A 23,864-nucleotide genomic window follows, 5' to 3' on the forward strand; every position below is an offset into this window, starting at 1 on the left:
GCTCCGAGTACCCCCCTCCATCCTGGTACTCGGAGTGACCGTTGGTCTACCTCACAAGGTGTTACTTCTCCTCGGAGGGCTTCTCCTCGGCAGGAGCGGACTCGGCGGGCTTCTCCTCGGAGGGGGAACCCTGCTCGGGATTGGGCTCCTGGTAAGGGTTCAGCTTCGCCGTGGTCTCGGCTCCGACGACGATCGCCTCGAACTGCTCGTCCACGGTCAGCATCTTCGGCACTCGAACTCCTTTGCGTACAGCACTCGTGTAGAGCCGCAATGTAGCTCTACGTCTTCTACGAAGCATCATGGGCCACCGCCTTCCGACGGAGCCGCCATCCGTGGCGCTTCCGCCTCAGCTACGCCACGGATGGCATGTGTCCGACGGACGCCGACCTGTGGGGGAGCTGCGAGCCGTCCTCACGCAGCTACCGGTCCGGCGAACGTGCTTCACACTAGAGAGATCTTCTTGCGCTCCGCTTTCAACCGGCTTTCAGCCGGAAGTGGAAAACCCAAGGTCACACCGTCGCTACCCGCTGTTCGCCCCTGGTTACCCAGGAGCTTTTCGAAGCACCGCTCCATGCTTCGAGTAACTGAGCGAACACGATTCGCCATGTTTTCGATCCCTCTCCGGAGAAGGATCCGGAAGGGGAAGTGACGGGTTTCCCGAAAAACCGGCGAATCCACGTATCGGTGAATCCACGTGCCACGGTTGTCGCCGGTACCCCGCCGACGGCAGGAAGAACCTCTTCGGGCATCCCCTGACCGGAAAACGACGCCTCCGCCCCCGAAATCGTGCGTCCGGAACCACGCCCGCCCCGGGCCTTCGACGATCTTTCGCTGGCCTCTATCGGCCACCTTCGGGGATACGTGCACATCCCGGAAGAATTGACCCGCTCTCCCTCTACACTTGCGCCTCGTGGTCCACCATGTCCTCCCCGAAGACATCCCCAGCCGGTCCTTCTTCCCCCGTGACCCGTACGCGCGGTTCGCGCTCCTGTCGTGCACCGCGGCGGTGGCGGCGGCCGCTCTGCTCGGTGTGACCGTGCTCGGCGGGTTCGAAGCGGCGGACGCGCGGACCGGCGCTCTGCCCCCGGGGACCGAACTGGACACCGGTCGGTACAAGATCACGCCGATCGAGGCCGCTGTGGTCGAGGCCGACTTCGCCACCGAGGTCCAGGTACGGGTCGACATCGAGAACGGTGACTCCGAGCCGATCCCCTCCTTCGACCTCGGGACCACCTCCCGGCTGACCCTCGAACCCGGCGGTACCGAGCTCACGTCACCCTCGCTCCGCTTCCTCCGGTACCCCTCCCGCGACATCACGGCCCTCCAGCCGCACATGCCCGAGGAGGCCGTCCTGGCCTGGCCCCTGGAGGACCCCTCCGAGCTCGAGGGCGCGGTGGACGTGCTCCTCACGGTGCACAAGGCGGAGAAGATCACGGGCAGCGGCGACTCCGGGCCCCTCTGGGTCCGCGGCGGCACGGTGGTCGGCACCGCGCTGCTCCCCCTGGACGGGAACTGAAGTGACCCCCCGTCCCCGCGGCGCCTCCCGCTCCCACCGCGCTCCGCTCCGGTTCCTGCTGTGTTTGGTCCTGGTCGTGGCGACCCTGGTCCTCCAACGGTTCCAGGTCGCCGACCACGAGGTCGTCGGCCCGATCACCTCGTCCGGCGAGCACGGCGAGGTGGTGGCCACGGACGAGTTCACCGTCGAGGTGACCGACGTGCGGCTGGCCGACACCGTCACCGACACCGCCCACCTCGAACCCGAGACCGTCGAGGCCAACGGGGTGTGGGTCCTCGTGGGGGCGAGCGTCACCGCGACGCGCTCCCCCATCCGTGCCACCCGGGTCGAGTTGGAGATGGCCGACGGCACGACCTACTCGGAGTCGACCTGGTTCCAGAGCGCCATCAGCGGCTCCACCGAGTTCGCCACCGCCCTACCCACACACGGCACCTTCGTCTTCGAGGTCCCCGAGGACCGGCTGGACTCCCCTTCCCTGCTGCTCACCCACACGGACAGGGGAGGAGCACGGCTGGCCGCGCAGGCCTCCGTCGACCTCGGGATCGACGCCGACGACCTGGAGGGTGAGCGCGGCGGAGCCGAGTTGGCCGAACCCGAGACCCGCCTGGGGGAGAGCACCGATGCACCCGCCTGACCCCCGTGATCCGCGTGATCCGCGGCACCGCCCGTGGTACCCGCCGCCCCAGGACCCGCGGCGGGCGGTCCCCGGCCGCCCCGCGCGGCCCCCGGGCCACCAGCAGGGGCCGGTACCCCCGAACCGCGCCCTCCCTCCGAACGGGCCCGTCCCTCCGGACCGCCGTGATCCGGCGTTTCCCCGCACGCGGCGTCCGGCCCCTCCCCCCGGGCAGGGACCGGCCCCGCAGCGCACCCAGGGGCCGGTTCAGCCACCCCACCAGGGACCCGCTCAACCGCCGCCCCAAGGACCGCCCGTACCGCCCAGCCCCCAGGGCCCGAGGCACGCTCACCGTTCAGGGCCGCCCGGGCCCCGGCCACCGCACACGCCGTCTCCTCCCGGCGAAGGAGGCAGGCCCCGGCACGCCCGCCCCCTGTGGAAGGAGCTCAAGCTCCCCTACGCGGTGGCGCTGCTGGTCCTCCTGCCCCTCGCGCTCGGCGTCCCGTACTGGACCGAGGCCACGCTCGGCGCCGAACGCGGCTGGACGGATCCCGAACCGCAGCCCGTCGCGGCGGGTGAGAGCGTCGACCTCGCCGGCAGTGAGTGGTACGTGACCGGGTACGGCCTGAGTTCCCTCGGCGAGGATCCCGATCAGGCGGGCCTGGCCGCGGTCGACGTCGGTTTCCACGTCGTCCCCGGCGACGACCGGGCGAGCGGACTGCTGGAGAACCTGTGCCGGTTCCGCGCGGTGGACGGGCAGGGGCGGACCTGGGAGCCCACCAACGAGTTCTCGTCGCGTGACACCGGCGACCTCACCCCCGGAGACATCACGTTCGGCTGCAAGAACGCCGACTCCGAACCGATCACCCCCGGAGAGGACCAGCTGCTGCTCGTGACGTTCAAGGTCCCCGCCGGCGTGGTGGAGGAGCTGCGCTACGAGGTGCGGGTCGCCACCCGGCCGGAACCGGACGCGCCCAGCCCGGCCGCGCTGCTGTTCTCCGCCGACGAGTTGGGCGGAGAGGACTGACTCAGCGTCGGCGTGCTGACCGGCTGAGCACGTGCGTGACGACCGTGCGTCCCCGGTGCCCGACCGCCCCCTCGTCCACCTTGCGCAGGGCGACCTCGAAGGCCGCAGCGAGCAGGCAGATCCTCAGCAGCTCCCTCCCGGCTTCGACGAGGAAGTCGATCGGCGCCAGCCACACCCACCAGTCGGCCAGGAAGTCGCCGGGGCCGCCGAGCACGAACACCAGCCGGTGCAACCGGCTGAACCCGACCTCGATGAGCACGTAGCAGAAGGCGAAGGTCAGGTAGAACACCGGTCCGACGGTGAGCACGAACCGGAAGGCGTTCAGGAACGGCGTGTACTTGTCCATCAGGTCCTTCCCGCCCGCCCGGCCCAAGCCGCGGCTGAACCGGCTGAACCGGCTGAGCGTCCGGCCGATCCGGGATCTGCGGCGCCGCTCGAACAGCGCCGCGTCCTCGTCGATCTCGGCCCGGTAGACGACCGCCGCGATGGTCAGCCACAGCAGCGGGGCCAGCAGGCCGGACTTGACCGTCGCCCACAGGGACGCCCACAGCCCGAGCAGCGCCACGTACACGTCGACGTCCGCGAACCCGACGAGGCTCCCCGCCCAGTTGAACGAAAGGCTGAGCGCGTCCTGGAAGCCGGCCCAGGCCACCCGGCCCTTCACCCACACCTCCAAGCGGTTCAGCGCCACACCGATGGAGAACACGAACATGAACATCCACACCGCTTCGAACAGCGCGGTGAGCAGGCCCAGCAGACCGTTGCCGCCCCTGCGGTAGAAGTACTCGCACACCCGGCGCAGCAGCCAGGCGACCAGCGCGACCAGGAGCGGCAGGCCTACCGCGTTGACCTCGTGCGGGGCGGCGAACGAGTCGATGCCGCCGTCGTTGAGCAACCCGACGCTGTATTCCTCGAACTCCTCGCCGATCAGGCCCCAGGCGCTGTAGAAGAGCAGGAACGGCAGGATCGCCAGGGCGACCCCGTCCACCACGCGCCGCTCCCGCTGGGCCATCGTGGTGCGCCCCTTCGAGGCGGGGTCGTTGCTCAGTTCCGAGTCGACCAGGTGGAGGCTGGGCCGGACCAGGTGGAACATGATGATGGTGGTGGCGAGGGTGACCAGCAGGGTCAGGCCGAGGCCGGCGAGGCCGATCGCCTGGTGCACCCCGGCGACCCGGACCAGCCCGCGCATGAGCCACCAGTGCACCATGTACCCCACGCTGTAGGCGCACAGCAGGGGTGCCCAGTACCGTCCGAGGAGGACGAAGGTGTACGCGGGCAGAATCGCTGTGGAAGAGGTCAGCCGGGCCATAGGTTCATGAGATTAGCGGGAATGATCCCTGTGACTTCCGGTTGTCCACAGGCTGTGGACGAGCGGGCGTGTGATCGACGGACACGAGCAACCGCTCTGGTTGGAGGGGCTTGATGCAGGAGGGCGACGGAAACGGCTGGGTGAGCCTGCCCGACGGGACTCGGCGGTGGGGTGTCTACGGAGCCGCCGGGTTGCTGCTGTACGCCACTGACGTGGCCGGTTCCGGTCATGTTCTGCTCCAGCACCGCGCGGGCTGGACGCACATGGGCGGGACCTGGGGCATCCCCGGCGGGGCCCGCAACCGGGACGAGACTCCGTTGGAGGCCGCCGTGCGGGAGTTCCGCGAGGAGGTCTCGGGTGACCTCGGGGAGTACTCGCTCCTGGGCAGCCACGAACAGGACCTGGCCGTGTGGCGCTACGACACGTTTCTGCTGCGCGTGCCCGCTCTGACCCCGTTCCGCCCGGGGAACTCTGAGAGCAAGGAGATCCGGTGGGTCCGGGTCGACGCGACCGAAGGGCTCCCCCTGCTGCCCGCCTTCCGCTCCGCGTGGCCGCACCTGCTGGCCGGCCTGCGCTCGGCGACGGTCGGGGCAGCGGCTCCGCACGACTCGGACGGCGCGAACGCCCCAGGGGGCGGCTGAGGCGCGCCCACGGGCCTCCGGGCGGGCCCCTCCGCCCGGGTTCTGGGCCCGCCCGCGCCCCGGCCACAGATCGGGCGCTCCCCGCCCAACCGGCGGACCGCGACCGGTCCCACCGCCACCCGCGGGCTCCTCGCCCCGCGAAGGACCGCGTGCTCCTCACTCCGGCGTCGGGCTACGCGCTCCGCCCCATCCTGGCGAGGACGCGTTCCTGCCGCGAGGCGTCGGGGGCCGCCTCCGGCCCGCGCACGAAGACCCCCTCCGTGTACGCGTGCTCGCCGAAACCGTCGACGGCGGCCTCGAGCCGTTCGACCTCCTGGTCGGTGAACCCGGTGTCGCCGCCGACGGACCGGGCGACGTCCCACCGGTGGACGATCATGTCGAAGACGTAGTAGGTGTCGAGTGTCCGGCCGAGAGTGGTCGGGCCGAACACGCCCTCGTAGACCCTGCCGGTGACGTCGGGGTCGGCGAGCAGGTCGAGCACGCCCTTCTCGTGGGCGGCCCACGCGTCGGCCGGGTCGGCACCGGTGCCGGGGCGGTCCGGCGGCGTGACGCCCGCGCCCTCCAGGAGCGAGCTCTGGGTCTCGATCACGTGGTGTACGACGTCGGCGGCGGACCACCCCTCGCAGGGCGAGGGGGCGGACCACCGCTCCGCCGGGACGGTACGGAGGAGCTCACCGAGAGGACGGGCTGCGGCACGATAGGTCTCATGGATAGTCGACATGGGCCCAGCCTCTCCTCCGGGAACGGTGCCGGTCTTGATGATTTCCGACAGTCCCGGACCGGATCCCCGGGTGGCGCCGGCGTCTCCGGTGACACCGTGCCCCGCGGCCACCTCACCAACATGCTCGCGCCGAGCCCGCCGATCTACCGCCACCCGTCGGCCTCCCCCGCGGTGCGGCACGCCTGGGTCCCCGTGTGGGACATCCCCGAGGGCTCCTCGTGGCCGCAGCGCACCCTCCAGTACCCGCACGCGCTGATCGTGGTGTCCTCGTCCTACGCGCGCTTCTACGGCGTCGCCACCGGCCTCTCCTCGGTGGAGCTCTCCGGACGCGGGTGGGCGTTCGGCGTGGCGCTCCAGCCGTCGTCGGGCAGGCCGCTGCTCGGCCGACCGATGGCCGAACTCGTCGACAGCCACCTCGGCCTCGACCGGCTGTCCGCTCTCGACGGCGCGGAGCTCACCGCCGCGATCCGTGGCGCGATGGCCGACGACCCGCACGACACCGAGGCTCACCGTTCCTGCCTCGCGCTGGTCGAGGCCGCTGTCGACGCGGTCGTGGAGCGTGACGACGAGGCAGACCTGGTCGACGCGGTCTGCGAGCGCGTCGAGACCGATCCGTCGCTGACCCGGGTCTCGCAGCTGTGCGAGGGCTTCGGCATCGCGGAGCGGCGGCTCCAGCGCCTGCTGCACGACCGGATCGGGATCTCACCCAAATGGCTCATCCGCCGGCGGCGCCTCCAGGAGGCCGCCCACGAGCTGCGCACCCATCCGGACCAGGTCCTCGCCGGACTCGCGGCCGACCTCGGGTACGCCGACCAGGCCCACTTCACGCGTGACTTCTCGTCGGTCGTCGGCATGAGCCCGAGCGGGTTCCGGCGGGCCGCGACGACCCCGCGCGGGACCTGACGCGATCCGCCTGCGGAACAGCGGGTGCCGACAAGCGCCCCCGGAACGGCGGGGCCGGGGCGGACGGCGGCACGGCGGGACCGGGGCGGACGGCGGCACGGCGGGACCGGGGGCTGAGGGCCGGAGGCAGGCGGTGGCACGACAGGGACTGCACAGCGGGGAAACCGGGACGCACCATCCTTGCGGGGCGGGCACTTCCGGGTCCGGCTGGTCGTTGGTACCGGAAGAGGCACCAGCCGCACCACTCTGGGATGATTCGTGTCGGCTTTCCTCACCGGGTCAGGTGCCAAGGCACCGACTAGGGGGTAAGTCAGGGGCGGGCCCTGATGTGCCGGGTGCCTCTGCCCCGCATCCTTGAGGGGACGGCCCTGCGAAGAGCGGGTGCCACGCGATTCGACTGGAGCTGTGAACATGACGCTGGAGCGCGGTAACGCATTCACTCCCGTCGCCTCGGCGACGATGATCTGGCCGTGGGGGGCGTCCCTGATCGGCGGCACCGTGGCCGGTGCCCTCTCCTTCCTGACCAACTTCGGTCTGGCCGGCATCCCCGCCGCGGTGACCACCGGCATCTTCTTCTTCGCCCTGGTCGGCGGAGTCGGCGGTGTACTGAGCAAGAAGGGCGACCGTCGCGGCCGCCGCTGGGCCGCCACCTACCCCTTCCGCTACGCGAGCGCCCCGGCCGTCATCGGTGGTGGCGCCGTCGCCGTGGTGAGCTACGTCATGGCCGTGATCACCGAGTTCGCGATCTTCAGCGGACTGTTCGGCGGCCTCTTCGCGGGTCTGGGCGCGGGCCTTGCCCTGTGGCTCATCATCGGCGTCGTGGCCATGGTCGCGGGGGACAAGAAGTAGGCGCTTTCGGGTGGTGGTTCTGCGCCACCGTGATGGTGGCGGGGAACAGAAGGGCCTAGGCTCAATGTTTTCCGCCAAGGAGCGGATGGACCACACCTCACCTACGGGAGACAACCGGCGCCGATGACTGAAGCTGCTCGTCAGAAGATGGTCGAGCGGGTCCGAGGGCTCCTTCGCATGGCGGAGGACCCCTCGGTCACTGATGCCGAGAGCCAGGCGTTCACCGCCAAGGCCGCCGAGCTGATGACCCGCCACGCGATCGCAGAGGCCGAGGCCCGCGCCGAAAGAGGCGAGGAACCGGACGCGATCAGCCGTATGGACTACACCGTCCCGGGGGTGGGCGGCCACGGGAAGGCACGGGTCCGGGCCCTGGCCGACATCGCCGCCGCCTACGGATGCCAGTCGGCGGTACGCGGCAACAACTCCGAGAACACCGACCGGACCATCATCCTGGTGGGGACGGTCAGCGCCCTGGACGCGCTGCGCATGCTCATGCCCTCGATCTCCATGCAGATGGAGGCCTCGGCCAAGTTCATGAGTTCCTCGCACGTGGCCGATATCCGGGAACTGCGCAACTACACGCGGTCCGAACTGGAGACCGAGCGCAAGCGTTACTACCGGTCCTTCGTGCGCGCCTACGGGCGGGCGGTGGCCGAACGCATTCGTGAGTTCCGGGCACGGCTCCAGGAAATGGCCTCTCATGACGGAGAGGCAGGAGTCACCGAGGGTAACGGTGAGAACGGTTCAACACGTGGTGCGGAGTTGGTTCTCCAGGACGATCTGCACCGTGTGAACGAAGAGTTCCACAAGCAATTCCCACAGTTGCGCAAACACCGACCCGAGCGCACCCACAGCGCGGCCGGATACCGGGCCGGATACCGCCGCGGACGCCAGGCGGAGCTGGGCTTGGACACCCCGGTGACCAGCGGACGGGCGTCCACTCTGGCTGAGGGCGAATAGCTCTTCACCCCAAGTTGTCCACAGGCTGTGCACAGAATCCCCAGGGACGCTGTTTTCCCATGTCAAAGCGGAAATGCGAGCCGATTCGAGAGGGCGTTCGGGTCCCTGAGAGGGCCGATCACCCGGGGTTATCCACAGGCTGAGGAAGAAGCCTGTGGATAACCTGTGGACAGTCCTGTGGGGAACTTTCCCAAGAGCAGTAAAACTGCAGGTCAAGTAACTCGAAGGGGCTGGACGAGGTAGCGGAACGCGGGCTCCTCACCCTCCTTCGCCGGAACGTCGGTGAACACGGCGGGTTTGATCGGCTCGGTGAAGTTCAGGTAGGCGGTGTCGGTCTCCACGCCGTTGAGCCCGTCCACCAGGTAGTCGGGGCGGAACGCGAGCCGGATCGGGTCCCCCTCGTAGCCGACCTCGATGGCCTCGACGGCCTGCGCGTCCTCTCCCGAACCCGCCTCCAGCACGACCTCACCCTCCGTGAAGGCGAGCCGGAGCGGCGTGTTTCGGTCAGCCACCAAAGCGACCCGTTTGACCGCGTCCAGCAGCGGGGCGATCGTCACCTCGGCCCGGGCGGAGAACTCGGTGGGGAACCAGGTGCCGTACTTGATGAAGTCGCTGTCGATCAGCCGCGTGGTGGTGCGGCGCTCACCGTTCGCGAAGCCGATCATGCCCTCCCCCGGCGAGAGGCTGACCCCCTCGCCCGCCTGGACGGTGGACAGGGCGATGTCCACGTTGCTCTGGTTGATGAGCCCTCGGACGGTGTTGGACAGGGTTCGGGCGGGCACCAGCGCGGACACGTCGATCCCGGTGTCCTCCGGGTGCCACCAGAGTTCGCGGACCGCGATGCGGTAGCGGTCGGTGGCCACCACCTTGAGGGTGTCCCCGGAGAAGTCCAGGTAGGCGCCGGTGAGCATCGGCAGGGTGTCGTCCCTGCTCGCCGCCGGGGTCACCTGGCGCACCGCGGCGGTGAACGCGTCCGCGGGCACCGATCCGATCCGGTCGGGCATCCCGGGCAGGCTCGGGTAGTCCTCCAACGGCATGGTGATCAGGGTGAACTTGGCGGCGCCCGCGCTGACCAGCACCTTGGGGCCGTCGGTGTCGATGTACACCGTGCCCGAGGGAAGGGTGTTCACGATCTCGGCCAGCAGGCGGCCGGGGACCAGCGTGGCCCCGGGCTCCTCCGACAGCACCTCGACCGAGGCCCGGGTGGAGACCTCGTAGTCGAAGCCGGACAGGTGCAGGGAGCTCCCGTCCGCGGAGACCTCCATCCGCATCCCCGCGAGCACGGGTACCGAGTGCCTGGTCGGCAGAGCCCGAGCGGTCCATGCGACCGCCTCCGCGAACGCGTCGCGATCCACTCGAAGTCTCACTGGACTGCCTCCCGGTCGACCTGTTTCCCTTTCGGTCAACGTACCCAGCGATACCGACAATCGACCGGTTCTGGCCGAACCGGGCCGCGGACACACGAAGGCCCCGGTCAGACGTGCGGAAGAGGCGTCTGACCGGGGCCGGAACCGGGAGGTGCCGCCCGGCCCGGGAGAGGGCCGCACGGCTCGGAAGGGGCTACTTCCGGTTGGGCTTGAGCGTCCAGATGATGGTCATCTTCCCGGTGACGGTGCCGTCCTCGGTGCTCAGCTCGACCTCGATCGGGAAGACCGGGCGCTTGCCCTCGTCGAGCTCGGCGACGATCTCGTCCCGCGAGCGGCCCAGGGTGGCCTTGGCGGTGATGTCGCCCATGGCCACCTTGAGGAAACTGATCTCGGCGGTGGTCGGGAACGGCACGGCACGGTTCAGCTGGTCGCCGAAGGTACCGATGATGATGGCGCCGGAGGCGGACTCGGCCAGGGTGAACATCGCGCCCGCGTGCGGACCGCCGACGTGGTTGTGGTGGTCCGCCTGGTCGGTGAGCCGCATGCTGGCGGTCCCGTGGTCCAGGTCGGTGAACTCGATCCCCAGGTGTCGCACGAAGGGAACCGCGTCCAGGAACCCGGACTTCACAAACTCCGCCGTCTCGGCGTCCATTTTCGTCATACCCTCAGGTTACTCGTGAGTAACCAAGTTGTGCCACCCCCGGCCGGCCGTCGGGAAGACAACCCGGAATACCCCCGCGAACCCGTCCCCGCCGTGGGCTACCATGTCTGGCGGAGAGTCACTCTCCCCGGGAGGGTTCGCATAGCGGCCGAGTGCAGTGCTCTTGAAAAGCACCAAGTCCTTGACGGGGCTTCATGGGTTCAAATCCCATACCCTCCGCAGAATCAGGAAGTTTTCCCAGGTGGGAGGCTTCCACGGAACACGGCGAAGGCCGGTGGTCCCGGGCCGGTGCACATTCAGTGCACACGGTCCGCAGGCCACCGGCCTTCGGTGTGTCTGGTGCCGTCCCCGTTGAGGAGGGGGTCACGCGGCCAGCGCGGCGAGGCGGGCGACGTCCATCGCTTCTGCGACCTCGTCCAGGCGGTCCGGGAAGAGGTGCCCGTACCGGTCCAGGGTCATCGTGGCCGTGGCATGGCCGAGCATCGACTGCACCACCTTCACGTCGGCCCCAGAGGCGATGGCGAGCGAGGCGGCTGTGTGCCGGAGCTTGTGCGGAGTGAGCCCCATGCCCGCCAGGCCGGCCGCCTTCACCGCCTTGCCGAACTCCCGGTAGCGCCAGTTACGGATGCGCAGCGGCGCACCCCGACGCGTCGTGAACACCAGTTCGCCAGGGTCGCGCCCTTCCAGGAGCGGCCGCAGTTCGGGCACCAGCGAGGGAGGAACGGGCACCGTGCGGGGCTTGCCCGTCTTGGGGGTCTGTTCGATGAGTTCGCCCTCCACCTCTGCGAAGGCCACCACCACCCGCACCCGGCGCCGCTCCAGATCCATCCTTCCCACCCGCAGGGCAGCAGCCTCGTTGAAGCGCAGACCCGTGTAGGCCAGCAGGAGGATCAGCGCGCGGTTGACCGGAGCACTCGATGCGATCTGCCCGTACTTGGTGCGCAGCCCGCCAGCGGCGTTGGCCAGAGCCTCCACCTGGACGTGGTCGAGGTAGACGTGTTCGGCCTCGGAGGGCTTGGGCAGCGGAACACCCTTGGCCGGGTTGTAGGGGATGCGCCGGGGCACGCACCAGCCGAGCACCATCGACAGCACGACGTGCGCGTGCCTGGTCTGCGAGGCCCCGAGGTTCGATCCGCCCTCGTCCCGCGGCTTCTGCAACCGGGCCACCCACACGGCGATGACCTCCCCGTGGATTGCCGAGAGCGGTTGGTCTCCCCAGCGCGGAAGCACATGGTTGTCGAGCACGGCCCGGTACTGCCACCAAGTGGACCGCTTGATGTCGGTCCGGGTGGTCAGCCACTTCTCGGCCATCTGCCCGAGGGTGACCTTCGCGGCGTTGGGGTCGCGGTAGGAGCCTTCGCGCAGGCTGTTCTCGATCTCGGTCTGCCGCTTCTCGGCGTCCGGCTTCTTCTTGTAGGTGCCGGCGCTCTTGATCCTCCCGGAGGGGTCGTAGTAGCGGACCATCCACCGGGCGGGAGGGGTGCGCTTGGCAGCTTTGGCCTTGCGTACGGCTTCGGTGTACGCCTTGTCCTTGGTGCGGTCGTAGACCCAGGCACGGGCCATAGTCAGTCTCCTTGGAGGGTTACCGGGTGCGGACCCAGGCGTGGACCTCAGCGGGCACGTAGCGCACGTAGCGGCCGATGCGGTGGGAGGGTGGTCCGTCGCCCTTGTAGCGCCACTCGTAGAGGGTCTTGGGCGGCACTCGGAGGTAGGCGGCGGTGTCGGTGACCGACCAGAGCACTTCGTCAGTCCGGGGCCGGGGAACGGTTGGAGTGGTGCCAGCGGTTCTCATGCGGCCCTCGTCCCTGTGGTTGCCGAATCTTCGGGGGTGCGTGCGGCGTGGAGTTGGGTTCGGCGTTTGAGTGCTTCGCCGACAGCCCGGAGGAGGCGTTGTTCTCGGGGAGCCACGTCAGGGTCGGTGGCTCGGGCCACTTCCCAGGCGAAGTCACCGGAGTTGACCGAGGTCAGCACCGGGGGACGCGGATGTTCGTTGTCGCCCTGGTCCTCGTTGGCGGGGTCGTTCTTAACGCCGTTAACACCGAGCGCTTCCAGGACCCAGGCCAGCCGGTCGGCCTTGTGATCGGCCAGGGTCTTGCCGGACCACTTGCGGGAGACCAGGACGCGGCGGCCCGCGTAGCCGAGGTGTTCGCGTCGGTGGGCTTTGGAGCGGCAGAACCCGGGACGCTGACCGGCTTTGGGGTCCTGGGGTTGGATGCCGTAGCGCAGCCAGTTAGAGCACCGAGGCGAGCAGGGTTCGAAGCGCAGGGTTTCCATGAGCCGGTCCACGTGCTGTTCCTGCCGAGTGGTCTCGGCGGCGTGGCAGTCGGCGATGTCCTTGGTCAGGTACTTGGCCAGGTAGCGCACACACCGCGCGGCGTCCTCGGTGCCGGCCACGACCCCTTTGGCGTCCACCTGTCGGCCGAATCGCACCACGTGGAAGGGTTCCGGGTCGGGTTGGGCGTCGATCTCGTCCAGTGCCTCATCCCAGGTCGGAAGCACTTGACCAGTCGTCATGTCGACATAGCCACCTATGGGTTCCTCCCAGGCAGGCAGGTTTTCGCCCTCGTATCGCACCGTGTCAGCGGCAGGCCACCACACCTGGTGGTAGGTCGCGGCGGCGATCTGGCGCAGTTCAGCCCGGGGCAGGGTGCCGCGTGTGGCCATGTGCAGGTGCGGAGCGAGGCGGCGTTGTGGTTCGACGGAGGCGAAGTACTGCACGTCGAACCCGGCCACTCGGCGGAGGTTCTGCACGAACCGGTCCACGAGCTTGGAGAAGTGCAGGGTGTCCCGAGCGGCCCGCCGGTAGTCATAGGTCGGGAAGTCGACGGGGGTGCCGTCCGAGCGCACCCGCCCGTAGGAGTCCAGGGTGAGCGTCAGGAACAGGGAGGGCCGGAACACCTTTCCCGAGGCTGGATCGGTGAACGCCCGACCGACCGTCTTCCTCGTCATGGGTCGCTTGGGCAGATCCGGGGCGTCCTGACGGCGTTTGGTGGAGCGCACCCGACGCGGCCCCGACTCGGAGGAGGCGGAGCGGGTGACCGATCCCCGGAGCCCGGAGGCGGTGATCTCCTCGTCCAGGTCCGCGATGGCCCCATCGAGTGCGGCGAGCTGTTGGGGTTCAGCGGCCCCGGTGGCGGCGAGGCGGTCGCGTTCGGCGGTGACCATGGCGCGCTGTTCCACCCACGCCTGTTGCTGCTCCGTGGGTGGGTCAGGTTCCACCACGGGTTCTGCTTCCAGGTGCCAGCCCACTTCACACTGAGTTCTGCGCAGAGACCGTTTCCTCTTTGCGCAGGCCGGACATCGTGACTCCAGGGTTGATCCGCAGGGGACGTCGATCACCTGTGTTTGACCGGTCCCGATGCCGGTACGCCGAAGGGAAACGGGCCGGATGCACACGCCGTGATCGGCAGCGACCTGTTCGGCCACTTCCCGGGCCAGGGGTTGCGCGAGTCGTTCGGCCCGGGTGGACTTACCGGTAGGAGTCGGCATCAGCGCCACACCCACAACCACAGAGCGGGAGCCCTCAGCAGATGCGGCATCAACCGCCACGTAAATGGCTGCACGTCACGTTGGCGATCGCCCTGGTAGTACAAGTCGCCCTTGCCGCTGTGAGCCTTGTTGCGTTCCTCACCTATGGCCAATGGAGCGGCCTGGTCATCACCATGGCGTGGGCCATGATCACCGCGATTCTCTTCGTCCAACGCAGGAAGGCGTACGTCCAGGCCCGGCACGCGTACCTTGCTCATCAGTCCTCCTCATAGGAGCTGGCCATCGCAGTGATGTCGTCATCGGAGACGAATGCGGCCCGTACCCGTACCGGGGAGGGTGAGGTTTCCAGGCGGACGTAGGCCACCCCGGGAAGGGTGGGGTCGATCAGGTGCGCCTCAGCGCCACGTTCCCGAGCGCCTTCTCCGAGGACCATGTCCACCTGCGATGCCTCATCCAGACGAAGCGCGATCTTGTCCGGGAACAGGTTGCGCAGGTTCATCACCTCCTTACGAGGGTCCTGCAACGCGGCCAGCACGCAGAAGCCGACCGAGCGTCCTTGTGAGGTCAGGGTGGCGATGGCGTACTCCGACCTTTTCCGCACGTCCCGGTCGGGGTGGTAGGCGGTCAGGAACGCGACCTCGTCCAGGACCACGACCACGAACGGATCAGCCGTGGTGGGGGTGTGCGAGCGCTGCTTGCCCGCGTAGCGCTGCGCGCGTTCCTGCATCTGGGCCACCGCGTGTTCGAGGAGTTCCACCGCGGATTCGCCGTCATCGGCGTAGTGGGCGAACAACGCGCGTCCGTAGGCCAGCTCCATCCGTTTGGGGTCGATCCCCCACACCTGCGCCGTCCCGTCCGCGATGGCGGGGAGCATGGCGCGCACCGCCGACCACAGCACCGAGCCCTTGCCCGCCCCGGTGACGCCGACGATTAGGACGTGGGTGCCGTGCAGCCGGAGCTTCCACGGGGTGCCGTCTTCCCGTTTGCCGACCGGCAATGCCGCCAGGTCCGGGCACTCGGGGACGGGGAGCGCGTCGAGGGGGTCCGCGAGGGTGTCGTGTCGGGGGAACTCCAAGGTGACATCACGCGGCCCGTTCACGGTGACCCGGCAGGAGGGTGCGGCGAACCCGTGCGCCAGCTCCACCACCCGATGTTCGAAGTCGGTCGGGGAGGTTCCGGCCACGAGGGAGACCCGGACGTAGTCGGCCCGGTCGTTGCAGCGGACGGAGCGGATGCGGGGCAGGTAGCGGCGTTCCTGATAGGACTCGGCCAGCCCGGAGATAACCAGGACCGGTTGCCAATGACGCCGGTACACGGCCAGGTGTCGCCACCAGGCCAGCAGACGCCACGTGACGCAGCACCGGTAAGAGCCCGGCCAGGTACGCCACCACACCAGCGACACCGTTGCCAGGACCCCAGCCAGACCAGCCAGTCCGGGCCAGGACAGGTACCACCAGCAGGCCACCACGGCCGTGATCGAAGCGACCATGACGGGGAAGCGGAACGGCAGCAGCACCAGCAGCAGCACCAGCCGCCAGACCCAGGAGCCCAGGACGACGATTCCGGGGGTCTCCACGATCGGAGTCGTCCACCGCACCCCCTGCGCCGGGGTGGGCAGGGTCGGGGAGGATTGGGAAGCCCCGATCTTGGGTTGGCGCATCATCACCGACCACCACCGTTCAGAGCCTCAGCGGCAGCGATCTCCGCCCACAGCAGGTCGGAGTCAGCCTTGGCGCACGCGGCGAAGCGGGCAGCGTCGGGGTTGCCGTCCCGCTCAGCGATCGCGGCGAAGACACGGGACTTGAAGTCGAAGAACTCCGCCCGCTCCTCGGGAGTGGTGCGGGGCTTGTCGTACTCGGCCAGGAACACCCGGACCAGCTCAGGGCCGGTCAGAGCGGACAGGTTGGTTCGGTTCTCGGACATACTGGGGGCACCTCTTCTGAGATTTCGCAGTCCAGCAGGGGGTTAAGGGGCGGCTAGGTGTTGGAGCACCAGGCCGCCCCGCTTTATGTGTCAAGAGGCGGTCAGGCCGCTTCCTTGGTGGCGGGGGCACGACGACCACCAGCAGCGCCGGGAGCCTTCACACCCCGAGCCCGGAGCGAGTACGCCACCCGGGGGCGACGGCCGGAGTCGTCCACGTAGGGCATGACGGCCATCGCTTCGAACTCGATCGGGCGGAAGGGCAGCCCCGGAACCTCGTCCGGCAGGGTGGGGCACACGTTCGCGGCGACCTTGACCTTCACCGACTTGGCCTTGCCTCGCGCTTCGGGGTCGGCGTCGATCACGTCCACCGCCCACAGCGGCAGCCCGGTGTCCTTGTCCATCTGCGGACGCTTGGTCTCGAAATCGGTGATCGCTTCCACCCCGAGCGCGAACGCACCGTGCGGGAAGACCGCGCCGAACGCGACCGGCAGCGCTCCCTGAATAGCCATCTGATCAGCCTCTCAGTTGATGTCCACTCAACCACTTGTTCGGTCAAGTGGATGTCAGAATAGCCCGCCTTACTCGTCCGGACAAGTGGATAAGAAGGCGGGCACAAGCTGAGGCGGTTACACCGCCGGGTAGGAGTCTTCCAATTCGTGCAGGTCACCGGGCAGGACGATCTCAGCAACGGAGATGATGCGATCAGAGGCGTCCAGTATCCGCGCGGTGATGCCCAGAACGGGCGTCGCCTCGTCCAGTTCCAGAATCTCGCGCTCTTGACCGGTGGCTGCTCGGGCGCACAGGCGTTCCACGACGCGGGCGGGGCGAAGCTGCTTGACCATCTGCACGTGGTCGCGCGCCCCGATGCTGATCGGTGCCTCAGATCCGAGGTCGGTTCCCTCTGCCACGTCCAGGGGGAACCAGAGAGTGACCAGTTCACTCGGCCCGCCATCGGCGTCCAGGACCAGGCGGCGGCGCGTCACCGCTGGGGACTCAGCGGGCACGTCCAGGGTCTCGGCCAGAGAGGCAGGGACAGGAGCACGACCAGCGTTGAGGATCCGGTTGTTCCTGGCGTCTTCGGAGGCGTCGAAGGCACTGGCCCCGGCATGGGAGCGCTCGGAGGTCTGCTGAGGGACGCCGCGCACGAACGAGCCGCGCCCGTGTTCGCGTTCGATCCAGCCCTGCATGCTCAGGATTTGCAGCGCCCGTACGACCGTGGAGCGTCCAGCCCCGAACTCGCGGACCATTCGGGACTCGGAGGGAAGCATCTCCCCCACGGGATAGGTCCCGTCTTCGATGCGCTCTTGGATCGCCCGCACGATCTGTACGTACTTGGGCGGAGCGAACTCCAGACTCGACATGATGTCCACCTGGTGACTCTAGTACTCGTATGGTCGAGTAGCTTACTCGCGTTGCATGGCCCTGTCAGCAGGTGGGGGCACATTTGAACCCCGCACGGCGACCGGGAGAGGGCGGGAAGCGCAACCGGAGCAGGTGCGCACATCGCCGGAGGAGGAGAGCCCGCGTGCCCTGGCCTCCGTGGTCTCGGGCGAGACGTCAGGGCACGCGGGGGTATCTAGAACGGTCGCCAGTTCGCGGCCCGTTCCACGACATAGACGCTCAGGTTCTCCACCGTGGCACCGCAGAGGCCACGGCGTTCGCCCTCAACCAGGGCAGCGGCCACAAGACTCACGTCATGCCGGGCGGCGACCTCACCTGAGGTCAGCACAGGAGGGGTGACCGTGCGGACGTGGTTGCACACCGCACCGTCCACCACGTGGGACAGGCCCACGACGTAGGACAGCCGCAGCCGGCGCCGGGCCACTTGGGGCGGCAACTCACACCGCAGGCGTTGCACCACCGGTTTCCCGTCAGGGCCGGTACCCACGGTTTCGTAGGTGATGGACTGCCAGTCCTCGCAGGCCACTCGTACCCGCACACCATGGGCGCGAGACCAGGCGTAGAACGCGGCACGATCCGCCGGAGGTGAGGCGTGTTCGCCACTCATGAACGCACCGCCCCGACCGCGATGGCCGTGCGCACCAGGTCACGCAACTCGGCCATGTCATCGACTGCCGAGGGCGGAGCCGAGATCTGTTCGAGCAGACGCAGCCCCCGCCTGTCCCGTTCGTTCCAATGCGCAGTGCGCTTGCGCTCGAAGTGCGCGTAGGGGCCGCGCAGGAGGTTGTAGGCACGGGGGTCGCCACTGTCCATCACGATGGGTTCCGGTGCGGGCCACAGGTCCACCCGCACAGGTGGGGGCAGGTGCACCGTCCGGGGCCCGGTCCGGTGATGCCTCCCCCGTGGTTTGGGTCGTATCAGAGTCACCAGAGCCCGAATCAGGGCGATAAGGTCGCTCACGTCAGCCTGCTTTCTCAGGTTGGCCGCGCCCCCGGACGCCTCGCACGCGTCGCGGGGGTCTGTCATGTCATGGATCAGCAGGCGAGACCGCTGTCAGTGGAGGGCTCAGCCGTGACGGAGCCCTCTCCCGTCCCCTTGCAAAAGGGACAGGCCGCTGCACGCGTTGCCTGCTTCTCACCAGGCACAGATCGAACGACGACCAGTCGTCGCGGTCGGACGGACTTCCAACCCCGCCCACGGCATGACCTGCACTTCATTCCGTTCCTGGCATCCATAGGGCCAACCATCCCGGGTTGGGATTCCGAAACCCATTCCTCCTCGGGATGACAAAGAGGGATACTGGCGGTCCCCGTACTCGCAGCGCCGAGGAGTCAGGATGCAGGGACACCCGACGAGCCGGATCACCATCCCGTCGTGGGCATGGGAGCGAGAACACACGGCCGAGTTCCTGCGTAGGCGCGATGTCCAGGCGCTTTTCCAGTTCGTGCGCCAGTACGGCGGCGCGAGCCAGATGGTGATCTCGGCGGCGACCGGTCTGTCTCAGGGACGGGTCAGCGAGATTCTGAACGGCCGCAAGACCGTCACGTCTTTCGAGGTGTACGAGCGGATCGCCGAGGGCATCAGCATGCCCGACACGTCTCGGATGATGTTCGGCCTTGCCCCGAGGAACCCGGGCGCGTTCACTGGACATGAGAGCGCGGTGGCCTCGGCAGTCCCGAGCTTGCCCGCGCAGAGGAGCCCAGGCTCAGGGGAGGTCTCAAAGGTGCGCCGCCGCAAATTCCTCGGACTGGCCGGAACGGCCCTTTTCCAAGCCACAGGTGGTTCGATGCTGGACATGGACGAGATCGCAGCGGCACTCACCAGGTACGCGGGAGCCAACCGAAGCACCGCCCGAGCGGCGACCAGTCTGAGAGAACTCGCCCAGCGGACGCACTCCGCCAAGGTCGGATATCAGGCGTGCCACTACACGGCCGTAGCCAAGCAGCTCCCCGAGTTGCTTCGGAACCTGGATGATGCTGCCACCGGAGTAGACGGGGACGACGTCGCCCAGGTCCACGCGCTCCGCGCGGAGGCGTATCACGTCGCGGCGAGCCTGCTACTCAAGTGCGAGGAGCGGGGATTGTCCTACCTCGCAGCCGATCGGAGCATGCGAGCCGCTGAGGACAGCGAGAGCCCCGCGGTCGTGGGAGCCAGCGCCCGAGCGTTCACCCGAGCGCTCATGCGTGAAAGGCACTACAAGGCAGCGACGGAACTGGCAACCAACACGGCCGAACGTGTGGACAGCGCCATGGACGAGCCCACGCCGGAATCCCTGTCGGTGTACGGGTCACTTCTCCTGAGCGGCGCGGTATCAGCGGCCAAGCGCGAGGACCGGGGCCAGGCACTCAGCCTGCTTGACGAGGCCGGCAGCGCGGGCGAACGACTCGGCGGCGACTTCAATTACCAGTGGACCGCCTTCGGCCCCACCAACGTTCTCCTTCACCGTGTCAGTGCAGCTGTCGAGCTGGGTGATGCGGGCAGAGCCATTGACTATGCGCGTCAGGTGCAGTTGGACAACATCGAGGTCATGGAGCGCAAGGTAACGCTGTTCATCGACGCGGCCCGTGCCTACCAGCAGTGGGGGAAGACCGAACATGCCTACCACGCGTTGCGCAACGCCGAGGAGATGGCGAGCGAGGAACTAACCGCGCGACCGGTCGTGCACCAGTTGATCAACGACATCCGTACCCGCGCCAGCGGGCACCTGTACGGGAACGTCAGCGAACTCGCGGAAAGGGTCGGTGCCTGAACTCAGTGAGCGACCAAAAGACGCTCTACGTGGTGGTGTGCGCGGCAGGGCCGGCCTCGGAAGTCGGCACACTGATTAGCTTGGCTCAAGACCAAGGCTGGACCGTTCAGGTCATGGCTACACCGGCCGCAGTCAGCTTCATTGACGTCAAGGCGCTAGAGAAGCAAACCGGCCGCCCAGTCCGCAGCCAACATCGAGCGCCGGGAGACCCTCGATCTCCCAAAGCAGACGCCATCATCCTCGCCCCGGCCACATTCAACACCATCAACAAGCTGGCCAACGGCATCGCCGACAACTACGTGTTGGACGTCGTCAACGAGGCAATCGGCCTCGGTGTACCAACCGTAATCCTCCCCTTCGTTAACACGGCTTACGCCAACCGTGCACCATTCAAGGCAAGCGTTGAAAAACTACGTGGGGAACAAGCCCTCGTACTCATCGACCCAGAGGGATTCACACCGCATGATCCTGGAAGCGGATCGAATGCAAAAAACAAATTCCCTTGGACACTCTCCTTGAAATACGCAACCAAAGTCTTTAAATAATCCCCAAAACAAGACAGAAGAAATCCATCATGGGCATCATGAAAAATAAATCTGGCACACAATGGGGAATCTGGGATCTCCATGTACACACACCATCATCAATAGTGCAGGACTACGGCCCAGACAACCAAGAAACCTGGGATAAATTCCTAGATGATTTGGAATCACTCCCAAAAGATGTCCGAGTAATTGGAATCAATGACTATTGGTTCCTTGAGGGCTACAAAAAAGTGATCGAAGCTCGCTCGAAGGGGCGACTTCAGAATCTTTATCAGGTATTCCCTGTAGTCGAAATGAGGATTCCCCAGTTTGGCGGAACAGACGGCAATCTCTCACGCGTCAATTTGCATGTTATCTTTGATCCTGAAATTCCCCCAGAGACTATCGAATCGCAGTTCATAGCAGCCCTTTCTGCTGAATTCAGGCTAAATCCTTTTTCCGAATCATATTCATGGAAGGGGATCGTAACACCGGACGCATTCGCGGATATCGGAAGGAAAATCAAAGCCAGCGTTCCCGAGAGTGAAGTTCACAATTATGGGGCAGATGCCATTGAAGGATTCAACAACTTCAACGTGCCTTTTGAAACTGTCCAAAAAGCTCTAGAGAAGTCATACTTCCAAGGTCGCGCAATTCTTGGAATAGGAAAAACGGAGTGGGCTGATGTCAAGTGGAACAACCAATCCATTGCAGCCAAAAAGAGCATCATAAACTCATCCAGCTTGGTTTTCACTGCCTTCAAAGATATCTCGACCTGGCGTAAGCAAGTAGAGAAACTTCGGGCATCAAACGTTAACCATAGGCTGCTTGATTGTAGCGACGCCCACCACTTTTCAGATTCCAAGGAAAAGGATCGAATCGGCTCTTGCCATACCTGGATGAACACAACACCGACTTTTGCAGGTCTCGTTCATGCCCTTGAGGAGTTCGACCGTCGAGTGTATGTAGGGAATGAGCCGCCAAATTTGACTCGTATCAGGAAAAATCCTGACCGATTCATTTCAAATGTCTCCATCCGGCCAAACCATCCTATCGAGAACCCTGTATTCGATTATGAGGTACCTCTTAACAGCGGTTTTGTTGCCGTCGTAGGAAACAAAGGGCAGGGCAAGTCAGCGCTACTGGACTGTATTGCACTGGCAGGAAACTCATCACGTCAACACGAGTTCGCTTTCCTGAACCCTAAGCGATTCTTGAACTCAGGTAATCGACCCGCAGCTCGAGAGTACAGCGTAAAAATCCACTGGGCTTCTGGTACGCCCCGTACAGTTCAACTAGATTCCAAACTGGACTATTCATCCCCAGTATCCGTCGAATACCTCCCCCAATCATTCGTCGAAAGAGTTTGCAGTTCGGATCCGCTTTCGGGAGATGCTGACGAATTTGAAAAGGAGTTGCGGGACGTTCTTTTCACTCACATAAGCAAAGAAGACCGCGCAGGAGAAACAAACTTCGATGCACTTCTACGTCAAAAATCTGGGAGCGCTCAAGATAATATCGACCGCCTTCGAAGCGGACTGCGTCCACTAATCGCATCCTACGTCGACCTTACTCAATTCCGAGCTGACAATCATGCACAAGATGTCGACACGAAGATATTCCTAAAGAACGAACAAACCAATAATGCCAAATCGGCTTTGAATGAGGCTTCGGTGAGGCTTGCGACGCTCGATGCAAATAGCAGGGAGGATGAAGAACTCGAAGAACTAAGGGAGAAATCACGACTGCTAGACGATCAGCATCGTGAGGCTTGCGAGCGAAAGAACTCCATGGATCGCCGATCCGCTGACATGAAGCGAGATAAAGCTTTCATGGAAAACGTAACCCAAGAAATTGACAGGATAAAAGATGAGGTGAGTAATCTAAACCTCAAAATCAGAGGATTCTTCCAGGATCAGTCGGAATCCGAAGCCCACGAACTATCTCTAACTGTAACCCTTAGCAATTACGAAACTTGGTTCGATAACCTCAATACTGCAAACCTAGAAATACAAAAGCAACAGCGCGCCATGGCCGACGAGATAAAAAATATAGAGGGCCAGATAAAGAATGTCGAGTCAGACCTGGCCTCAGCAGACGCTGCCAGGGAACGGGCTCGCCAAGAAGTACTACAGGCTGAAGAGTACCTACGTTCTCTTATAGGAAGCAAAAATGACCAGGATTCTTTGCTCGGCCTAGAGCACCTAAAGGAACGTATAGCCCAAACCCCTTCATTGATTGATGATGCTCGTGAGGCGCTCATCAATCATGCTGGATTGATTCATAACGCTTTGTACGGGCAGCTTTTTGCCGTTCAGGATCTCTATGAGCCGGCCTCCCGCTTCATTGCAGATTCGAGTGTAGTCAAGAACGCTGGGCTTCAATTCAAAGCAGAGCTTAGGATCTTGCCTAGTTGGAGAAGCATATCTAGCAGTCTAGATGGCCGACGAAACGGAGACTTTCCGGAATGGCTAAACAGCTTCCCGAATCGAGTTGAAAGCACAGATTGGGAGCATCTTGGCCATGATCTAAAAAACTCGCTGATTCGCCTTGAACATGAGAAAGGAGACCCCGATGAGGCGCATCGAAACCCCAAACTATCTCTCCGCACAGCAACTTCGATAGAAGATTTTCTTACCAAACTTCTCGACCTTACATGGCTAGAAGTTCGCTTTGGCATCACTGGGGATGGCCTTCCTCTATCTCAGCTCTCCCCCGGTCAACGCGGACTCATTTTGGCGCTATTCTATCTTGTTGTGGACCGACGAAATTCTCCGTTGATCCTAGATCAACCAGAAGAGAATCTTGATAATGCGACGATAGCTTCACTCCTAGTGCCAGCAATTCATGAAGCTGCTGGCCGAAGGCAGACAATCGTGGTAACACATAATGCCAATCTTGCAGTGGTTGGAGATGCAGACCAAATTATTCACTGCCAGGCAGATAATCGCACCTTGTCCGTCAGCAGTGGTTGCATATCAGAAGTCGACGTAGCACGCTTCGCTGTTGATGTCCTGGAAGGAACAAAGCCTGCATTCGATAACCGCAAGAAAAAATACGAAGCCTTTCCCATGCTCATGTGACTGATGCCGGAAAGAATTCATATCACACGCTAAGATAGCTTTGCCGAGTTGGGCTGTATGGGATCAAGGCGACGGCGCGAGCGCCGTCGCAGCGGCTCGGGCTGCGGGCTGGCGCCCGGTCCCGAGTC

The 23,864-nt window shown here is 65.5% G+C and carries 25 protein-coding genes and 1 tRNA gene; 11 read left to right on the forward strand and 15 right to left on the reverse strand.

The genetic code is table 11. From position 1 onward, the window contains the following. Positions 1-61 precede the first annotated feature (61 nt). Complete coding sequence (locus tag D458_RS37110) at positions 62-232, reverse strand: hypothetical protein (RefSeq protein ID WP_017590181.1); 171 nt, start codon at positions 230-232, stop codon at positions 62-64. A 678-nt stretch (positions 233-910) separates the two neighbouring features. Between D458_RS37110 and D458_RS0128760 the strand changes: the two genes are divergently transcribed. The 3 genes from D458_RS0128760 to D458_RS0128770 all read left to right on the forward strand — a co-directional run bounded on the left by D458_RS0128760 (position 911) and on the right by D458_RS0128770 (position 3,156). Further along, a complete protein-coding gene (locus D458_RS0128760) occupies positions 911-1,516 on the forward strand; it encodes a hypothetical protein (protein WP_152521278.1) in 606 nt (201 codons plus the stop codon). A gap of 1 nt (position 1,517) precedes the next feature. Further along, a complete protein-coding gene (locus tag D458_RS0128765; RefSeq protein ID WP_017590183.1) occupies positions 1,518-2,150 on the forward strand; it encodes a hypothetical protein in 633 nt (210 codons plus the stop codon). A 442-nt stretch (positions 2,151-2,592) separates the two neighbouring features. Continuing rightward, complete coding sequence (locus D458_RS0128770; protein WP_017590184.1) at positions 2,593-3,156, forward strand: hypothetical protein; 564 nt, start codon at positions 2,593-2,595, stop codon at positions 3,154-3,156. A gap of 1 nt (position 3,157) precedes the next feature. Here D458_RS0128770 and D458_RS0128775 read toward each other — a convergent pair whose 3' ends face one another. Continuing rightward, positions 3,158-4,465 carry a hypothetical protein gene (locus D458_RS0128775; protein ID WP_017590185.1) on the reverse strand — a complete coding sequence of 436 codons (1,308 nt, stop codon included), beginning with the start codon at positions 4,463-4,465 and terminating at the stop codon, positions 3,158-3,160. 113 nt (positions 4,466-4,578) lie between these two features. Here D458_RS0128775 and D458_RS34515 point away from each other — a divergent pair, with 113 nt between their 5' ends. After that, positions 4,579-5,106: an NUDIX hydrolase gene (locus D458_RS34515; protein ID WP_017590186.1), complete on the forward strand. Its 528-nt coding sequence runs from the start codon at positions 4,579-4,581 to the stop codon at positions 5,104-5,106. A 172-nt stretch (positions 5,107-5,278) separates the two neighbouring features. On the opposite strand, the gene D458_RS0128785 is transcribed toward D458_RS34515, so the two are convergent. Beyond that, complete coding sequence (locus tag D458_RS0128785) at positions 5,279-5,827, reverse strand: maleylpyruvate isomerase family mycothiol-dependent enzyme (RefSeq protein ID WP_017590187.1); 549 nt, start codon at positions 5,825-5,827, stop codon at positions 5,279-5,281. 96 nt (positions 5,828-5,923) lie between these two features. Here D458_RS0128785 and D458_RS34520 point away from each other — a divergent pair, with 96 nt between their 5' ends. From D458_RS34520 to D458_RS0128800, 3 genes are all read left to right on the forward strand, one after another. Continuing rightward, positions 5,924-6,730 carry an AraC family transcriptional regulator gene (locus D458_RS34520; RefSeq protein ID WP_017590188.1) on the forward strand — a complete coding sequence of 269 codons (807 nt, stop codon included), beginning with the start codon at positions 5,924-5,926 and terminating at the stop codon, positions 6,728-6,730. A gap of 411 nt (positions 6,731-7,141) precedes the next feature. Then, positions 7,142-7,579, forward strand: a complete 438-nt coding sequence (locus tag D458_RS0128795) for a hypothetical protein (protein ID WP_017590189.1) — start codon at positions 7,142-7,144, stop codon at positions 7,577-7,579. 147 nt (positions 7,580-7,726) lie between these two features. After that, the gene (locus D458_RS0128800; protein ID WP_026119777.1) at positions 7,727-8,539 is read left to right on the forward strand and encodes a DUF2786 domain-containing protein; all 813 of its coding nucleotides are present in this window, start codon (positions 7,727-7,729) and stop codon (positions 8,537-8,539) included. A 212-nt stretch (positions 8,540-8,751) separates the two neighbouring features. Here the strand turns inward: D458_RS0128800 and dnaN are convergent, their stop codons facing one another. Next, positions 8,752-9,894 carry a DNA polymerase III subunit beta gene (gene dnaN, locus D458_RS0128805; protein ID WP_026119778.1) on the reverse strand — a complete coding sequence of 381 codons (1,143 nt, stop codon included), beginning with the start codon at positions 9,892-9,894 and terminating at the stop codon, positions 8,752-8,754. Positions 9,895-10,099: 205 nt separating this feature from the next. Then, positions 10,100-10,558, reverse strand: a complete 459-nt coding sequence (locus D458_RS0128810; protein ID WP_017590192.1) for a DUF4442 domain-containing protein — start codon at positions 10,556-10,558, stop codon at positions 10,100-10,102. Between the two features lie 139 nt (positions 10,559-10,697). Here D458_RS0128810 and D458_RS0128815 point away from each other — a divergent pair. After that, positions 10,698-10,786, forward strand: a tRNA-Ser gene (locus tag D458_RS0128815). A gap of 144 nt (positions 10,787-10,930) precedes the next feature. Here D458_RS0128815 and D458_RS34525 read toward each other — a convergent pair. From D458_RS34525 to D458_RS0128865, 10 genes are all read right to left on the reverse strand, one after another. Then, a complete protein-coding gene (locus D458_RS34525; protein WP_017590193.1) occupies positions 10,931-12,130 on the reverse strand; it encodes a tyrosine-type recombinase/integrase in 1,200 nt (399 codons plus the stop codon). A 19-nt stretch (positions 12,131-12,149) separates the two neighbouring features. Beyond that, positions 12,150-12,359: a helix-turn-helix transcriptional regulator gene (locus tag D458_RS0128825; protein ID WP_026119779.1), complete on the reverse strand. Its 210-nt coding sequence runs from the start codon at positions 12,357-12,359 to the stop codon at positions 12,150-12,152. Further along, positions 12,356-14,056 (reverse strand): replication initiator, encoded by a 1,701-nt coding sequence (locus tag D458_RS0128830; RefSeq protein WP_026119780.1) that lies wholly within the window; start codon positions 14,054-14,056, stop codon positions 12,356-12,358. The genes D458_RS0128825 and D458_RS0128830 overlap by 4 nt, the downstream gene beginning before the upstream one ends. Next, positions 14,056-14,313 (reverse strand): hypothetical protein, encoded by a 258-nt coding sequence (locus tag D458_RS36595; protein WP_152521280.1) that lies wholly within the window; start codon positions 14,311-14,313, stop codon positions 14,056-14,058. Before D458_RS36595 ends, D458_RS0128830 begins: the two co-directional genes overlap by 1 nt. Next, positions 14,313-15,719, reverse strand: a complete 1,407-nt coding sequence (locus tag D458_RS0128840; protein WP_017590197.1) for an FtsK/SpoIIIE domain-containing protein — start codon at positions 15,717-15,719, stop codon at positions 14,313-14,315. Before D458_RS0128840 ends, D458_RS36595 begins: the two co-directional genes overlap by 1 nt. Further along, complete coding sequence (locus D458_RS0128845; RefSeq protein WP_017590198.1) at positions 15,719-15,979, reverse strand: hypothetical protein; 261 nt, start codon at positions 15,977-15,979, stop codon at positions 15,719-15,721. Before D458_RS0128845 ends, D458_RS0128840 begins: the two co-directional genes overlap by 1 nt. Before the next feature lie 101 nt (positions 15,980-16,080). Next, positions 16,081-16,488: a hypothetical protein gene (locus D458_RS0128850; protein ID WP_017590199.1), complete on the reverse strand. Its 408-nt coding sequence runs from the start codon at positions 16,486-16,488 to the stop codon at positions 16,081-16,083. A gap of 117 nt (positions 16,489-16,605) precedes the next feature. Beyond that, positions 16,606-17,349: a GntR family transcriptional regulator gene (locus D458_RS0128855; protein WP_017590200.1), complete on the reverse strand. Its 744-nt coding sequence runs from the start codon at positions 17,347-17,349 to the stop codon at positions 16,606-16,608. Between the two features lie 206 nt (positions 17,350-17,555). Next, positions 17,556-17,987 (reverse strand): hypothetical protein, encoded by a 432-nt coding sequence (locus tag D458_RS0128860; RefSeq protein ID WP_026119781.1) that lies wholly within the window; start codon positions 17,985-17,987, stop codon positions 17,556-17,558. Next, a complete protein-coding gene (locus D458_RS0128865) occupies positions 17,984-18,193 on the reverse strand; it encodes a hypothetical protein (protein ID WP_026119782.1) in 210 nt (69 codons plus the stop codon). The genes D458_RS0128860 and D458_RS0128865 overlap by 4 nt, the downstream gene beginning before the upstream one ends. A 523-nt stretch (positions 18,194-18,716) precedes the next feature. Between D458_RS0128865 and D458_RS0128870 the strand changes: the two genes are divergently transcribed. Genes D458_RS0128870 through D458_RS35895 form a run of 3 tightly spaced genes read left to right on the forward strand, consistent with a single transcriptional unit; the run spans position 18,717 to position 23,736 of the window. Continuing rightward, positions 18,717-20,129 carry a hypothetical protein gene (locus tag D458_RS0128870; protein WP_017590203.1) on the forward strand — a complete coding sequence of 471 codons (1,413 nt, stop codon included), beginning with the start codon at positions 18,717-18,719 and terminating at the stop codon, positions 20,127-20,129. After that, on the forward strand, positions 20,126-20,674 hold the full coding sequence (locus D458_RS35890) for a flavoprotein (protein ID WP_193374667.1): 549 nt from the start codon (positions 20,126-20,128) through the stop codon (positions 20,672-20,674). Before D458_RS0128870 ends, D458_RS35890 begins: the two co-directional genes overlap by 4 nt. Before the next feature lie 29 nt (positions 20,675-20,703). After that, a complete protein-coding gene (locus D458_RS35895; protein ID WP_083936461.1) occupies positions 20,704-23,736 on the forward strand; it encodes a TrlF family AAA-like ATPase in 3,033 nt (1,010 codons plus the stop codon). Positions 23,737-23,864 lie beyond the last annotated feature (128 nt).

It is taken from the genome of Nocardiopsis ganjiahuensis DSM 45031 (genome assembly GCF_000341085.1).
In the GTDB taxonomy this organism is placed as follows: domain Bacteria; phylum Actinomycetota; class Actinomycetes; order Streptosporangiales; family Streptosporangiaceae; genus Nocardiopsis; species Nocardiopsis ganjiahuensis.

What these genes read in the sequence shown, in the direction of transcription:
- D458_RS0128850 (WP_017590199.1), bottom strand. Translation starts at nt 16,488, where the DNA reads ATGGCTATTCAGGGAGCGCTGCCGGTCGCGTTCGGCGCGGTCTTCCCG.
- D458_RS0128825 (WP_026119779.1), bottom strand. Translation starts at nt 12,359, where the DNA reads ATGAGAACCGCTGGCACCACTCCAACCGTTCCCCGGCCCCGGACTGAC.
- D458_RS0128795 (WP_017590189.1), top strand. Translation starts at nt 7,142, where the DNA reads ATGACGCTGGAGCGCGGTAACGCATTCACTCCCGTCGCCTCGGCGACG.
- D458_RS34525 (WP_017590193.1), bottom strand. Translation starts at nt 12,130, where the DNA reads ATGGCCCGTGCCTGGGTCTACGACCGCACCAAGGACAAGGCGTACACC.
- D458_RS0128845 (WP_017590198.1), bottom strand. Translation starts at nt 15,979, where the DNA reads ATGTCCGAGAACCGAACCAACCTGTCCGCTCTGACCGGCCCTGAGCTG.
- D458_RS0128775 (WP_017590185.1), bottom strand. Translation starts at nt 4,465, where the DNA reads ATGGCCCGGCTGACCTCTTCCACAGCGATTCTGCCCGCGTACACCTTC.
- D458_RS0128810 (WP_017590192.1), bottom strand. Translation starts at nt 10,558, where the DNA reads ATGGACGCCGAGACGGCGGAGTTTGTGAAGTCCGGGTTCCTGGACGCG.
- D458_RS0128785 (WP_017590187.1), bottom strand. Translation starts at nt 5,827, where the DNA reads ATGTCGACTATCCATGAGACCTATCGTGCCGCAGCCCGTCCTCTCGGT.
- D458_RS36595 (WP_152521280.1), bottom strand. Translation starts at nt 14,313, where the DNA reads ATGAGCAAGGTACGCGTGCCGGGCCTGGACGTACGCCTTCCTGCGTTG.
- D458_RS0128870 (WP_017590203.1), top strand. Translation starts at nt 18,717, where the DNA reads ATGCAGGGACACCCGACGAGCCGGATCACCATCCCGTCGTGGGCATGG.
- D458_RS0128865 (WP_026119782.1), bottom strand. Translation starts at nt 18,193, where the DNA reads ATGGACAGTGGCGACCCCCGTGCCTACAACCTCCTGCGCGGCCCCTAC.
- D458_RS0128830 (WP_026119780.1), bottom strand. Translation starts at nt 14,056, where the DNA reads ATGCCGACTCCTACCGGTAAGTCCACCCGGGCCGAACGACTCGCGCAA.
- D458_RS0128860 (WP_026119781.1), bottom strand. Translation starts at nt 17,987, where the DNA reads ATGAGTGGCGAACACGCCTCACCTCCGGCGGATCGTGCCGCGTTCTAC.
- D458_RS0128840 (WP_017590197.1), bottom strand. Translation starts at nt 15,719, where the DNA reads ATGATGCGCCAACCCAAGATCGGGGCTTCCCAATCCTCCCCGACCCTG.
- D458_RS0128800 (WP_026119777.1), top strand. Translation starts at nt 7,727, where the DNA reads ATGGTCGAGCGGGTCCGAGGGCTCCTTCGCATGGCGGAGGACCCCTCG.
- D458_RS35895 (WP_083936461.1), top strand. Translation starts at nt 20,704, where the DNA reads ATGGGCATCATGAAAAATAAATCTGGCACACAATGGGGAATCTGGGAT.
- D458_RS34515 (WP_017590186.1), top strand. Translation starts at nt 4,579, where the DNA reads ATGCAGGAGGGCGACGGAAACGGCTGGGTGAGCCTGCCCGACGGGACT.